The 13,049-nt window shown below is 71.1% G+C and carries 12 protein-coding genes; 3 read left to right on the forward strand and 9 right to left on the reverse strand.

Features of this window, described 5'->3' with window-relative positions:
- Positions 1–93: 93 nt before the first annotated feature.
- Positions 94–1,419, forward strand: a complete 1,326-nt coding sequence (locus B2363_RS01340) for a class I adenylate-forming enzyme family protein (protein ID WP_286927909.1) — start codon at positions 94–96, stop codon at positions 1,417–1,419.
- 6 nt (positions 1,420–1,425) lie between these two features.
- Here the strand turns inward: B2363_RS01340 and B2363_RS01345 are convergent, their stop codons facing one another.
- Positions 1,426–2,382, reverse strand: coding sequence for a GlxA family transcriptional regulator (locus tag B2363_RS01345; protein ID WP_286927910.1), 957 nt, complete (start codon positions 2,380–2,382; stop codon positions 1,426–1,428).
- Between the two features lie 81 nt (positions 2,383–2,463).
- Between B2363_RS01345 and B2363_RS01350 the strand changes: the two genes are divergently transcribed.
- The gene (locus tag B2363_RS01350) at positions 2,464–2,610 is read left to right on the forward strand and encodes a hypothetical protein (RefSeq protein ID WP_286927912.1); all 147 of its coding nucleotides are present in this window, start codon (positions 2,464–2,466) and stop codon (positions 2,608–2,610) included.
- Positions 2,611–2,685: 75 nt separating this feature from the next.
- Here B2363_RS01350 and rpsA read toward each other — a convergent pair whose 3' ends face one another.
- From rpsA to B2363_RS01380, 6 genes are all read right to left on the reverse strand, one after another.
- On the reverse strand, positions 2,686–4,146 hold the full coding sequence (rpsA, locus tag B2363_RS01355; protein ID WP_181755531.1) for a 30S ribosomal protein S1: 1,461 nt from the start codon (positions 4,144–4,146) through the stop codon (positions 2,686–2,688).
- A gap of 123 nt (positions 4,147–4,269) precedes the next feature.
- Positions 4,270–6,303, reverse strand: coding sequence for a CotH kinase family protein (locus B2363_RS01360; RefSeq protein WP_286927913.1), 2,034 nt, complete (start codon positions 6,301–6,303; stop codon positions 4,270–4,272).
- Positions 6,304–6,317: 14 nt separating this feature from the next.
- The gene (locus B2363_RS01365; RefSeq protein ID WP_286927915.1) at positions 6,318–7,568 is read right to left on the reverse strand and encodes a M18 family aminopeptidase; all 1,251 of its coding nucleotides are present in this window, start codon (positions 7,566–7,568) and stop codon (positions 6,318–6,320) included.
- A 9-nt stretch (positions 7,569–7,577) separates the two neighbouring features.
- The gene (locus B2363_RS01370) at positions 7,578–8,510 is read right to left on the reverse strand and encodes an NAD-dependent epimerase/dehydratase family protein (protein WP_181755528.1); all 933 of its coding nucleotides are present in this window, start codon (positions 8,508–8,510) and stop codon (positions 7,578–7,580) included.
- 74 nt (positions 8,511–8,584) lie between these two features.
- A complete protein-coding gene (locus B2363_RS01375; RefSeq protein ID WP_286927918.1) occupies positions 8,585–9,319 on the reverse strand; it encodes a class I SAM-dependent methyltransferase in 735 nt (244 codons plus the stop codon).
- Positions 9,316–10,008 (reverse strand): class I SAM-dependent methyltransferase, encoded by a 693-nt coding sequence (locus tag B2363_RS01380; RefSeq protein ID WP_286927919.1) that lies wholly within the window; start codon positions 10,006–10,008, stop codon positions 9,316–9,318. The genes B2363_RS01375 and B2363_RS01380 overlap by 4 nt, the downstream gene beginning before the upstream one ends.
- A gap of 212 nt (positions 10,009–10,220) precedes the next feature.
- On the opposite strand from B2363_RS01380, the gene B2363_RS01385 reads away from it, so the two are divergent.
- Entirely contained in the window at positions 10,221–11,324 is a 1,104-nt protein-coding gene (locus B2363_RS01385) for a glycosyltransferase family 4 protein (protein ID WP_286927921.1), read from the forward strand.
- Positions 11,325–11,406: 82 nt separating this feature from the next.
- Here the strand turns inward: B2363_RS01385 and B2363_RS01390 are convergent, their stop codons facing one another.
- Complete coding sequence (locus tag B2363_RS01390; protein ID WP_181755524.1) at positions 11,407–12,429, reverse strand: DUF3068 domain-containing protein; 1,023 nt, start codon at positions 12,427–12,429, stop codon at positions 11,407–11,409.
- Positions 12,430–12,448: 19 nt separating this feature from the next.
- Positions 12,449–13,048 carry a D-glycero-alpha-D-manno-heptose-1,7-bisphosphate 7-phosphatase gene (locus B2363_RS01395; protein WP_286927923.1) on the reverse strand — a complete coding sequence of 200 codons (600 nt, stop codon included), beginning with the start codon at positions 13,046–13,048 and terminating at the stop codon, positions 12,449–12,451.
- Position 13,049 lies beyond the last annotated feature (1 nt).

The following is a 13,049-nucleotide window of genomic DNA, read 5'->3' on the forward strand; positions in this document are numbered from 1 at the left end:
ATACGGAGTCGGGGGAACGGCCGTTCGCCAGTCAACCATACTGAGCACGCGGATCCCAGCGAGTCCGCCGAACCGCCGCGAGAGGAATGAGCGATGTCACACCCGGCCGAGCCCGTGGCCGTCCCCGTCGACCGGCTGCGGCGCCTTGCCGGACGCTTCGCCGCGGGCGTCCGGCACGCCGGCGTGGCCGAGGGCGACCGCGTGGTCGTCAGCCTGCCGAACAGCGTCGAGCTGCTGGCCGCCGTGTGGGGCTGTGTCGCCTCGGGACGCATCCCGGTGCCCCTGGACCCGCGCCTGACGCCCCACGAGCGCGAGCCGATCCTGGCCGACGTCTCCCCCGCTCTCGTGCTGGACTCGCTCGTGCGGTTCACCGAGCTGCTCGCGGACGAACCGGACGAGCTCGACACGTTCCCCCGCTGCCGGCCGATGCACTTCACCTCCGGCACGACCGGGCGCCCCAAGGGCGTGTGGTCGGGGTTCTGGGACGCGGCGGACGCCGAGGCCGCCGTCCTGGAGGAGCGGGACCTCTGGGGCTTCGCCGCCTCGGACGTCAACCTCGTGGTCTCGCCGCTCTACCACTCCGCTCCCCTGCGCTTCGCGCTCGGCACCGCACTGGCCGGTGGCTCGGTCGTGGTCCTGCCGGTGTTCACGCCTGAGGCGTTCTGCGAGGCGGTCGAGGCGGTGCGCCCCACCACGATGTTCTGCGTGCCGGCCCACCTGCAGCGGCTGCTCGCGCACCTCGAGTCGGGGGCCACCACCGACGTCTCCTCGTTCCGCCTCGTCGCGCACGCAGGAGCGCCGTGTCCCGACCCGATCCGCCGCGGGGCCCACGTCCTGTTCGGCACCGACGTGGTGTGGGAGTTCTACGGCTCCACCGAGGGGCAGTTCACCGCGTGCCCGGCCACGGAGTGGGAGCAGCACCCCGGCACCGTGGGCCGCGCGCGACCCGGGCGCGTCATCACCGTGGACGACGAGGGCGAGCTGTGGTGCGCCGTCCCGGCGTGGGGGCGCTTCGAGTACTGGAACGACCCCACCCGCACGGAGCAGGCCTGGCGCCGGACCGAGCACGGCCCGGCGTTCACCGTGGGCGATCTCGGCCGCGTCGACGAGGACGGCTTCGTCCACCTCGACTCGCGTCGCACCGACCTCATCATCAGTGGCGGCGTCAACGTCTATCCCGCCGAGGTCGAGGCCGCCCTCGTGGAGGTGCCCGGCGTGGTCGAGATCGCGGTGTTCGGCCGTCCGGACGAGCGCTGGGGGCAGCGGGTCGTCGCGGCCTACGTGGGCGACGCCACCGAGGGTGACCTCCGGACCACGGCGCAGGAGCGGCTGGCGCCGCCGAAGCGCCCGAAGTCCTACGAGCGGGTCGACGCCCTCCCCCGCACGGCGACGGGCAAGGTCAGGCGCACCGAGCTGTGAGCCCCCTCAGGCCGACTCGACGCACGTGAACGACCGGCGGTAGGCCTGCGGGCTGGTGCCCCGCACGGCGCCGAAGTGGTGGCGCAGGGTCGCGGCGTTGCCGAAGCCGACGCGGTGGGCGATCTGCTCGATCGAGAGCTCGGAGGTCTCGAGCAGCTCCTCCGCCATCGCCACCCGGCGACCGAGCAGCCACTGCCACGGTGTGGTTCCCGTCTCGTCGCGGAACCGGCGGGCGAAGGTGCGCTCGGAGAGGTGGGCGCGCTGGGCCAGGGACGCGACGGTGAGCGGCTCGGCGAGGTGCTGCTGCGCCCAGTCCAGCACGGGTGCCAGCGTCTCGGCCTCGATGGCAGGCATCGGCGCGCGCACGAACTGCGCCTGGCCGCCGTCGCGGTGCGGCGGCACGACGATGCGGCGCGCGGCCGTGGCGGCGACACGGGCGCCGTACCACTGGCGCATCAGGTGCAGGTTCGCGTCGATGCCGCCAGCCGAGCCCGCTCCGGTGACGATGCCGCGGTCCTCCACGTAGAGCACGTCGATGTCCAGGTCGGCCTCGGGAAAGCGCTCGGCCAGCTCGGGGCCGTAGCGCCAGTGCGTCGTGCAGCGACGCCCCTCGAGCAGCCCGGCGAAGCCGAGACTGAACGCGGCCGTGCAGGAGGCCATGATCGTGGCTCCGCGCGCGTGGGCGGCGCGCAGGGCCTCGCTGATCCGGGGATCCTCCACGAGGTAGTCGCGCTTGGCTGCCACGGCCACGAGGTCGGCGTTGGCCGCGGCGGACAGGTCGTGGCGCACGACGAAGTCGAACCCGGAGGCGCCCGACACGATGCCCGGCACCGGGGTGCACGCGACGAAGTCGAAGACGGGGTTGTCGTCGTCGGGGTGGTGCGGCTCGGCCCAGACCTCGGCCAGCACGCCCATGCCGAACGGCTCGGCCTGCTCGGGCACGATCACCGCGACCTTGGTCATGGCGCCTCCTGGCGGGATATCGACGGGAACTGGCATTCCTGCCACTGGTGGCAGGATACCACTGATAGCAGGATTGGAGACATGATGATTCTGCTTCTCCTGCTGGCCACGACCGCCGTGCTGATGACGGCGGGGCTGTGGACGACCATCACCCACGACGGACTCGGCGTCCGCCCCGGCCCTCGCAGCCACTCCCGCGACACGTTCGGCGCCTCGTATGACTCCTGACTGTCCGCGTCACCCCGGGAACGGCGAAGGCCCCCGACCATCAGGCCGGGGGCCTTCGTCGTGCTCAGCGGGAGATCACTCGCCGCCGGTCAGCTTCTCACGCAGGGCCTGCAGGGCCTCGTCGGAAGCCAGCGAGCCGCCGGTCTGCTCCTCCTCGGCGGGAGCGGACGTGTACTCGCCCACCTCGCCGGCCTCGAGGTTGGCCTTCTCGGCCTCGGCGACCTGCTTCTTGTGGGCCTCCCAGCGGTCGTGCGCCTCGGCGTACTGACGCTCCCACGTGGCGCGGGCCTCTTCGAAGCCCTCCTGCCATTCGCCCGTCTCGGGATCGAACCCGTCGGGGTAGATGTAGTTGCCCTGCTCGTCGTAGGACGACGCCATGCCGTACAGGGTGGGATCGAAGCTGTCGGCCTCGGCCGCGACCTCGGTCTCGTTGGCCTGCTTCAGCGACAGCGAGATCCGGCGACGCTCGAGGTCGATGTCGATGATCTTGACCATGACCTGGTCGCCGATCTGGACGACCTGCTCGGGGATCTCGACGTGACGCTCGGCGAGCTCGGAGATGTGCACCAGGCCCTCGATGCCCTCCTCGACGCGCACGAACGCGCCGAAGGGGACGAGCTTGGTGACCTTGCCCGGGACGATCTGGCCGATCTGGTGGGTCCGGGCGAAGTGCTGCCACGGATCCTCCTGGGTCGCCTTGAGCGACAGCGACACGCGCTCGCGCTCCAGGTCGACCTCGAGCACCTCGACGGTGACCTCGTCGCCGACCTGAACGACCTCGTTCGGGTGGTCGATGTGCTTCCAGGACAGCTCCGAGACGTGCACCAGGCCGTCGACGCCGCCGAGATCGACGAAGGCGCCGAAGTTGACGATCGAGCTGATGACGCCCTTGCGGACCTGGCCCTTCTTGAGCTCGTTGAGGAAGTTCTGGCGCACGGCCGACTGGGTCTGCTCGAGCCACGCACGGCGCGACAGGACCACGTTGTTGCGGTTCTTGTCGAGCTCGATGATCTTCGCCTCGAGCTTCTGGCCGATGTAGGGGTCCAGGTCGCGGACGCGACGCATCTCGACGAGCGACGCGGGCAGGAAGCCACGCAGGCCGATGTCCATGATCAGGCCGCCCTTGACGACCTCGATGACGGTGCCCTCGACGACGCCGTCCTCGTCCTTGATCTTCTCGATGTCGCCCCAGGCGCGCTCGTACTGAGCACGCTTCTTGCTCAGGATCAGACGGCCTTCCTTGTCCTCCTTCTGGAGGACGAGGGCCTCGACCGAGTCGCCCACCTGGACGACCTCGTTCGGGTCGACGTCGTGCTTGATCGACAGCTCACGCGAGGGGATGACGCCCTCGGTCTTGTAGCCGATGTCGAGCAGGACCTCGTCGCGGTCCACCTTGACGATGGTGCCGTCGACGATGTCGCCGTCATTGAAGTACTTGATGGTCTTGTCGATCGCGGCGAGGAAGTCCTCTTCGCTGCCGATGTCGTTGACCGCAACCTGCGGGGCCGCAGAAGGAGTTGCGAGGCCGGAAGTCATGTAGTTGGGCTCCGAATGGATGGAATTGGGTGTGGACAGGATGTTCGCCCCGATTCCGGGCATGCCGGAACCAGCGCAACTGTCAGTCTACGACACGGCGGGGGCCCACGTAAAACCGGCGGCTCAGCCGTCGGACGAGGCGAACTGCTCGTCGATCCAGGCGGTCCGGCCGGCGATCCAGTCGCGCAGCCGTGCCGTCTCCCTGAGCCAGCCCTCACCGGGCGCGACGCCGGAGTCGGGCTCGCTCGCGAACTGCAGCATCGGGGTCCACGAGCCGATCTCCTCGGGCGCCGCCCACACCAGCTGGCCCGCTCCGCCGTCCTCGCGCGGCGTGAAGTTCGCGGCGGCGCTGTCCAGCAGGCGCACCGACTCGGCGTCGACGTGCCCCGCCAGCGTCGCCAGTGCCGGCGAGGCCTCGCGCCAGCGGTCGCGGACCTGCTCGACGAACCACGGATCGGTGAGCAGGCGGTTGTAGTAGTGGCCGCCCGGCTCCTTCCACAGCTGCGACGGCAGCAGCGCCTGGCGCCAGGCGTCATCGGGGAAGAGCGGGTGGAACAGGCGCCCGATCCACCACCCCGTGGGCCGGTGCAGGTCACCGGCGTACCCGAGGTCGACCAGGCCCTGCGAGACGTCGTAGTCCCACGGCGGGCCCATGGCGAGGGTGCCGTCGGCGCGCATCACCAGGTAGACGCTGTTGCGGAAGCCCGCGTCCAGGTTCTTCGTGAGCTCGTTGACGAGGTACATGGTCACGAAGGAGTCGACGTCGATCCGGTCGCGGTAGCCGTTGTCCGGGAAGCTCTCGTCGTACAGCAGGTCCTCGACCTCCTGGAACGCGTCCTCGACGCGGTTCACGTGCTTCGTCTCACCGGCCTTGAGGAAGACGCGCAGGCCCCGTTCGGTACGGAACTGCGGATCCGTGTCGTCGTTCGTGTCGGCCTCGAGCAGCGTGTCACCGTCCTCGAGCTCGACGCGGCCGTCCTGGGCCTCGATGCCCTCGCCGAACTGGTAGACCCCGCAGAGCCGGCCGTTGATCCGCAGGTCGACCGACTCCAGCCGCGGCGCCCACGGGACCCCGAGCATCCGGGCCGCCCTCATCGCGAGGTCGTTGCGCAGCATCGACCGGTCGAAGTGGTTGGCCAGCAGGACCCAGTCCTTGCTCGCGGGCATGCCGAGCAGCGACGCCGAGGCGTCGAGCTTGACCTTGTAGGGGCGCTTCCGAGCGATGGACGCCGTGGAGTTGCCTCGCACCCGCAGGCGGGCCGCGACCGACCGGGGCGCGCCTCCGTCGCGGTCGCGGAACGTCATCGTGCCGTTGACGTAGTCGGTCTTGGTCGTGATGACCTCGGTGCAGGGATCGAGGTCGCCCACGCCGCGGATCGTCACCGACAGCTGCGTCACCGCGGGCGCCGGCTCGGGCGGGGGCTCGACCGTCGGCTCGGCGGTGGGCTCCGGATCGGGCTCGTCGAGCGGCTCCTCAGGCTGGGGGTCGCGCGGCGGGGCCGGCAGCGAGGGGACGACCTTCGCGGCGCCGGTCACCCGCGGCGCACCCTTCCACGCGCCGGCGACCACGCGGAACGACCGTCCGCCGAGGTCCCGCTGGGTCCCCACGGCTCCGAAGTCCACACGACCGGCTGCGTTGCCCGCACGGCCCGCGATGATCGTCCGCCAGGTCCCGCCGTCGAGACGCTGGAGGCTGAGCTTGCGACCCTTTCGGGCCGGTGTCGCCCGGCCGGTCACGGCGACCCGCTCCGACGAGGTCACCACGGACACCGTCGCGGCCGGAGCCGCCGTGCGCACGACGACGCGCTTCGTCGAGAGTGCCTTGTACTTCTTCCCGCGCACCGTGAGCTTCGGGACGGTGGCGCGGAGCTCGATGCGACGCGCCGTCGCCACGGTGATGCGGGCGGTTCCGCGGGCGTCGGTGGTGGTACGGACCGACCGCCACGTTCTCCCCTGGCGGTGCTTGAGCACGACCGGACGCTTGACGCGCGTGCCAGTCCTCACCACCACGGAGAAGTTCTCGTCGGGCATCACCGTGGAGCGCGACGCCGTGAGCGACGCAACGGGAGCCGCCTGAGCCGGGGCCGCCACAGCGAGCCCCGCCAGCACCAGAAGACCACTCAGGCCACACAGCAGGGGGCGAAGGGCCCGGGTCATGCGATCGCTCCGATTCAATCCGAGGTCAGGAACGCGCGAAGGGCCCGTCCGTACGACTCGACGTCGGCCGCCGCCATCACCTCGCGCGCGGAGTGCATCGCGAGCTGGGGGGCTCCGACGTCGATCGTCAGGATACCCGTCCGGGCGGCGCTGATGGGCCCGATCGTGGAGCCGCACGGCAGGTCGGCCCGGTGCACGTAGCGCTGCAGCGGCACGCCGGCGGCCTCGCACGCGGCGGCGAAGATGCCCGCGCCGACCCCGTCGGTGGCGTACCGGAGGTTCTGGTTGACCTTCAGCACCGGGCCGCCGCCGAGCTCGATCCGGTGCAGCGGCTCGTGCTTGTCCGCCTGGTTCGGGTGGGTGGCGTGCGCCATGTCGCCGGAGACGCAGACCGAGGCCGCGAACGAGCGGAAGACGTCGTCACGGGTGCCGCCGGCGGCCAGCACGATGCGCTCGAGCACCGAGGACAGCAGCGGCGAGTCGGCGCCGCGCTCGGACGTGCTGCCGACCTCCTCGTGGTCGAAGAGCACCATGACGAGGCGAGCGGAGGGATCGGCCGCCTCCGTGGCACCGAGCAGGGCGTCGAGGGCCGCGGCGCACGTGGCCTGGTTGTCCAGGCGCGGCGCGGCGACCAGCTCGCGGTCGGGACCCGTGCGGCCCGCCGGACGGAGGTCGAAGGTCATGAGGTCGAACCCGGTGACGTCACTCGCGGCGAAGCCGGCCCGCTCCCCCACGACCTCGAGGAACGGCCGGCGGGTCAGCCCCGCGAGCGCGTCGAGGTGGCGCTGACGGTCCACCTTGGAGCCGTCGCGGTCGAGGTGGATCGCCAGCCGCGGCACCCGCAGCAGCGGCTCGTCGACCCGGATCGTGCGCGTGCTGCCGTCGCGCAGCGCGACCCGGCCGGCGATGCCGAGGTCGAGGTCGAGCCACGACTCCAGCAGTGGGCCGCCGTAGGGCTCGAGCGCGACGGTGGCCTGACCCTCGCGCCAGCCGTCGTGGTGCTGCTTCAGGCGCAGGTTGGGACTGTCGGTGTGGGCCCCGACGATGCGGAAGCCGGCATGGGCCGGCGCCTCGGCACCGGTGGACCACGCCACGAGCGTTCCGCCGGTGACGATGAAGTGGCTCCCGGCGCCCGTGGGCCACGCGTCGCGAGGGTCCACCTGGGTGAAGCCGGCCTCGCGCAGCCGCACGGCCGCGGTCTCGCAGGCGTGGAAGGGCGTCGGCGAGGCGTCGACGAAGGAGATCAGGCGGTCCGCAGCGTGCATGGCGCCACCCTAACGACGGTTGCGGAAGTCCTCGATCGTGGCCTTCAGGCCGATCTCGGCCGTGGTGGACGGCGCCCAGCCCAGGAGCTCGCCCGCCAGCGTGATGTCGGGACGACGGATCTGGGGGTCGTCGACCGGCCGGGGCACGTGCACGATCTGCGAGCCGGACTCGGCCAGGTCACAGATCCACGTGGCGAGGTCGATCATCGAGATCTCCTCGGGGTTGCCGAGGTTGACCGGCCCGGTCGCGGTGGACTCCATCATCGCGACGAGCCCGCCGACCAGGTCGTCGACGTAGCAGATCGAGCGGGTCTGGTGACCGTCGCCGGCCACCGTGATCTCGCGTCCGGTGAGGGCCTGGTGGACGAAGTTCGGGATGGCGCGACCGTCCTCGACGCGCATGCGCGGACCGAAGGTGTTGAAGATGCGGACGATCTTGGTGTCGACGCCGAACTCGCGCCGGTAGGCCGCGGTCATGGCCTCACCGAAGCGCTTCGCCTCGTCGTAGACCGAGCGCGGGCCGACCGGGTTGACGTGGCCCAGGTACGTCTCGGGCTGGGGGTGCACCTGCGGGTCGCCGTACACCTCGGAGGTGGAGGCCAGCAGGTAGCGCGCACCGTGCGCGTGAGCGAGGTCGAGCGTGTTCTTCACGCCCATCGACCCCGTCATCAGCGTGTGGATAGGCAGCCGGTGGTAGTCGACCGGCGAGGCCGGGGAGGCGAGGTTGTAGACCTGGTCGAACGGGCCCTCGATCGCGTCGACGGCGGCAGCGTCGGAGATGTCGGCGTCGACGATCGTGACCTGGTGCGACACGGCGGCGAGGTTCTCGCGCCGACCCGTGCTGAAGTCGTCGACCACGACGACCTCGTGCCCTGCGTCGACGAGGCGCTCCACGAGGTGCGACCCGACGAAACCGGCGCCGCCAGCAACCAACGCGCGCATCCGTGCATCCCTTCGTCGGAGCCCGCCAGGTTTCTACTGGCGAGTAGGACTCAGTTCACAGGGTACCCCGGGATTCAGTCCTGACGAGGGCTCTCGCGATCTTCTCGTCTGACCAGTAGCAACAGGTTCCACGACAGGACCTCGCGCACGACCGGGACGCGCACGATGAACGCGGCCCAGCGCGGCAGGTAGCGCGGTCGCGCCGAGACCACCCGGACGCCGGGGGTCCGGTGGGCCCACCGCATCCCCCACGCCACCGACACCTTGAACAGCGTCTCGCCGACACGGTTCTTCGGCGGATGGCCGTGCTTGCGGGTGTACCGGGCGATCGCGCGGCGGCCGCCGAGCCAGTGCCACGGCGACGTCTCGTGACCGCCCCACGGCGACCACCAGTTCGTGTAGGAGAGGAAGACCAGCCCGTCGGGCCGGGCGATCCGCAGCAGCTCGTCGGCCACGACCTGCGGTGAGCGCACGTGCTCCAGCAGGTTCGAGCTGAACACCAGATCGGCCGAGCCGGAGGCGAACGGGAGGGCCGCGGCGTCCGCCGCCACTCCCCCGTCGGCCAGTGCCGGGACGTCGGGATCGAGGTCGACCGCCACGTAGCGGGCCCCGCGACGGCGGAACTCCTGGGCGAACTCCATCGGCCCCGCCCCGACGTCGACGACGAGCTTGCCGCGCAGCGACATCTGCTGCTCGACGAGGTCGGCCGAGTCGCGTGCGAGCGTGCCGTAGAAGTGGTCGGGCTCGGTCTGCTCCACGAGGAAGGCGCGGAACAGCCGGACCGAGCGGCGCAGGCCGTCGGGAGTCATCGGGCCGCCCGGGTGGCCGTGACGACCAGCGTGGGCCGCCAGCGCGGGTGCACCAGCCGCAGCAGCAGCGCAGCGGGAGCCAGGGCCATCGCGAACCAGCGCGTGGCCCGCGAGGCCAGCACCCCGGCCGGGCGGTCGCTCGGACGGAGCCGGCGGACGAGGCTGGCGCCCTCCATCGTGAGGTTGTCGGTGAGCGAGCGGGTGACGCGGACGTCGCGGAAGCCCGCGTCCACGAGCAGCCGCGTGATGGAGGCCGCCGAGAAGAACCGCACGTGGGTGGGATCCTCCAGCAGCCACCAGGCATCGGAGAACGCGCGCAGGGAGGCGCTGTCGGCCGCGGGGGTCAGGAACAGCACGCGTCCGCCGGGGCGCAGCAGCCGGAGCGCGGCCGCGGCCAGGGCACCGACGTCCTGCACGTGCTCCACGACGTGGACGCCGTAGACGAGATCGGCCGCCTCGGCCGACGCCGGGACCTCCTCGATCCCGCAGGCGTACAGCTCCGCCTGCGCTCGCACCCGCGGATCGACGTCGACATGGAGCTGGTCGGGGTCGCAGCCGGCGACCGGATGGCCCTCGTCGAGGTAGTTCCGCAGCATCGCGCCACCGCCGAAGCCGATCTCGAACACGCGCGCGCCGGGATCCAACGGGGCCGCGCGGCGCAGCGTGCGCGACGTCAGCGCGAGGCGCACCCGGTCGAGACCGGGGTCCCCGCCGTACGCGACGTCTCGCGGATGCGCCGGAGCGGCCTTCGGATCGCGTTCGATGTGAGAGCATTTCGGACAGGTCTGCAGCACTGAGCGACCGTCCCGCAGGGTCACGGACGTCGTCGGTGTCGAACACACCTCACAGGACATCGGCCACCTCACCCATCGCACGGACAGGAGAGCACGCTATCAGCGGATTGCGCATCGCCATCCTCAGTTGGCGTGACCTGGAGCATCCCGAGGCCGGAGGCGCGGAGGTGTTCGCCGAGCGGACGGCGGCCACCATGGCCGAGCGCGGACACGACGTGGTGCTGTTCGCGTCCTCCTTCCCCGGCGGCACGCCCCGGACCGAGCGCCACGGCTTCCGCATCGTGCGCGCCGGCGGGCGGTTCACGGTGTACCCCCGGGGCCTGTGGCACGTGTGGCGCCTCCGGCGCGACTACGACATCGTCATCGACGTCCAGAACGGCGTGCCCTTCTGGACTCCTCTCGTCTTCACCAAGCCGCTGCTGGCCGTGGTCCACCACGTCCACCGCGAGCAGTGGTTCACCTTCTTCCCCCGCCCCATCTCCTCGGTCGGCTGGTTCCTGGAGTCCCACGTGGCGCCGTTCGTCTACCGCCGCCAGCAGTACGTCACGGTGTCGGAGGCGTCCCGCCGCGAGCTCGCCGCCGTCGGCGTGGACCCCGCCCGCGTCTCGGTGGTCTACAGCGGCAACGAGGCACCGGACCACGTGCTGCAGGAGGAGCCCGAGCCCGAGCGGGGCACGCGCCTCGCGTGCCTGGGCCGCCTCGTCCCGCACAAGCGTGTGGAGCTGGCGATCGACTCCGTGGCCGCCCTGGCCGGCGAGTACCCCGACATCGCGCTGGACGTCATCGGCGGCGGCGACTGGATGGACTCCCTCGTCGAGCACGCGCGGCAGGCGGGGGTCAGCGACCGGGTCGTCTTCCACGGCCACGTGAGCGACGACGAGAAGCACGCGCTCCTGGCGGGTGCGGCCGCGCTCGCGATGCCCTCCATCAAGGAGGGCTGGGGCCTGACGATCCTCGAGGCGGGCTACCACGCCGTCCCCACCGTGGCCTTCCGCTACGCCGGTGGCACGCAGGAGTCGGTCCAGGACGGCCACACCGGCCTGCTCGTGGACACCGACGAGGAGTTCATCGCCGGGCTGCGTCGCCTGCTGGTCGACCCGGACGAGCGCGCCAAGCTGGGCGCCGCGGCCCGCGAGTTCGCGCTGCGCTTCGACTGGGACCGCACGGGTCACGAGCTGACCGACCTGGTCGAGCGCGTCGCCCGTCCCTGAGCCCCTCCCACGCCCCCACACGACGAGACGGGCCGCCGCCCCCCGAGGGGGACGGCGGCCCGTCTTTCTGCGCTGCGATGCGTCAGGCGGTGGCGTACGCGTCGTCGTCGCTGTCGACGTCCGAGTTGCGCTGGTTGCGGAACCGAACCGCGAACGCGATGCCCACGACGATGAACAGCACGCCGAGGCCACCGATGGCCAGCGGGAGCCAGGTGCGGACGGCCTTCAGGACGCCGACCTTCGAGCCGTAGTCGTCGATCGTGGCCTGGACCGTCTCGGGCGTGGACGCGCTCACCGTGTCCATGGCGACGACGTCTTCGGCACCGGGCTCGTCGAGCTTGAGCCACTGCTTCTGGGCTTCCTGGACCTTGACCATGACGCCGGTCTCGGGCTCGACCCAGATCGTGCGGTCGTTCTGGTAGGTGCGCGTCGCCTCGACCGAGTTGGTGTCCTCGAGACCGAAGATGCCGCGCGGGACCTCACGGATGCCGAACTCGGTCTCGGGGACCGAGCCGGTGAAGCGGTAGGTGTCGATCGAGCCGTCGGTGCCCTCGACCTTCTCGGTGCCCTCGTACTCCATCGTCATGGGCGCCTTGATGGTCGCGTCCCAGTACTCGTAGCTCTTCTTCTGCGTGTTGAACGGGAACTTGATGATCTGGCCCTCGTAGTCGATGGGCTCACCGTTCTGGGAGTTGCCGGACCACGGCACGGCCTCGCCGGTGAAGCGATCGATCGCGAACGTCTGCTCGAGGAAGTCGATCGGCGGGGCCTGGTCGTTGTTGTCGGTGCTCTGACCCTTGGTGAACACGCCGACGTTGGCGCCGTCGTTCTCGTCGGCGGCCTCCTCGGCCAGGTCAGGGTCGCCGATGACGGTCGCGATGGTGGTGATCGCACCCGAGCCGGGGGCCACGTTGTCGGCGTCGAAGAAGTTCGCGTTGTCGTCGCCGAGGACCTGCTGCGTGTTCTGGTCCAGGGGGACCACCGCGAGCCGGTCGTACGCGTACACCTTCATCGCGACGCCCAGCGTCAGAAGGAACGCTCCGAGCGTCAGGAACGCCACCGCGCCACGAGAAAACTTCCGCACAAGTGCCTCCGAATAGGTCATGCAAAACAGTATTTGTGAGTTACCTCTCGCGAGAGCGTAGCACCACGGAACCGCTCCGGTGCGGATCCCTACTGATGAGTACGTCGGCGATGCGAGCGCTCCCGACGCCGGAGGGTCCGGCGTCGAGCCACGCGACTCCGGCGGCGTGCGCGGCGGCCTCGTCACTGGGCTGGTCCCCCACCATCACGACCCGCTCGGGTCGCGCCCACGGCGCTCGCGCGAGGGCACGCAGCAGCATCCCCGGAAGCGGCTTGCGGCACGAACAGGTGCCGGTCTGGTGGGGGCAGACCTCGATCGCGTCGAGCCGGCCCCCGGCCCGGGCGAGCCGCGACACCAGGGCGGTGTGGACCTCGATCAACTGCGACTCGGTCAGCAGTCCGGTGGCGATCCCGCGCTGGTTCGTGACCAGGACGGTGCGCAGGCCGGCGCGGGTGAGCTGGCCGACGGCGTGGGCGGCGCCGGGCCGCAGCCTCAGCTCGGCCGGGGACGCGATGTAGCCCGGGCGGTGCACGTTGAGCGTACCGTCGCGGTCGAGCAGCACGAGGTCCCACGGGACGTCGCGCTCGGGCGGCGGGATCTCGCTGGTGTCACGCCCGAGCAGCGCCTCGGCCGACCACATG

This window comes from Aeromicrobium sp. UBA7512 (genome assembly GCF_002476985.1).
Classification (GTDB): Bacteria; Actinomycetota; Actinomycetes; order Propionibacteriales; family Nocardioidaceae; genus Aeromicrobium; species Aeromicrobium phoceense.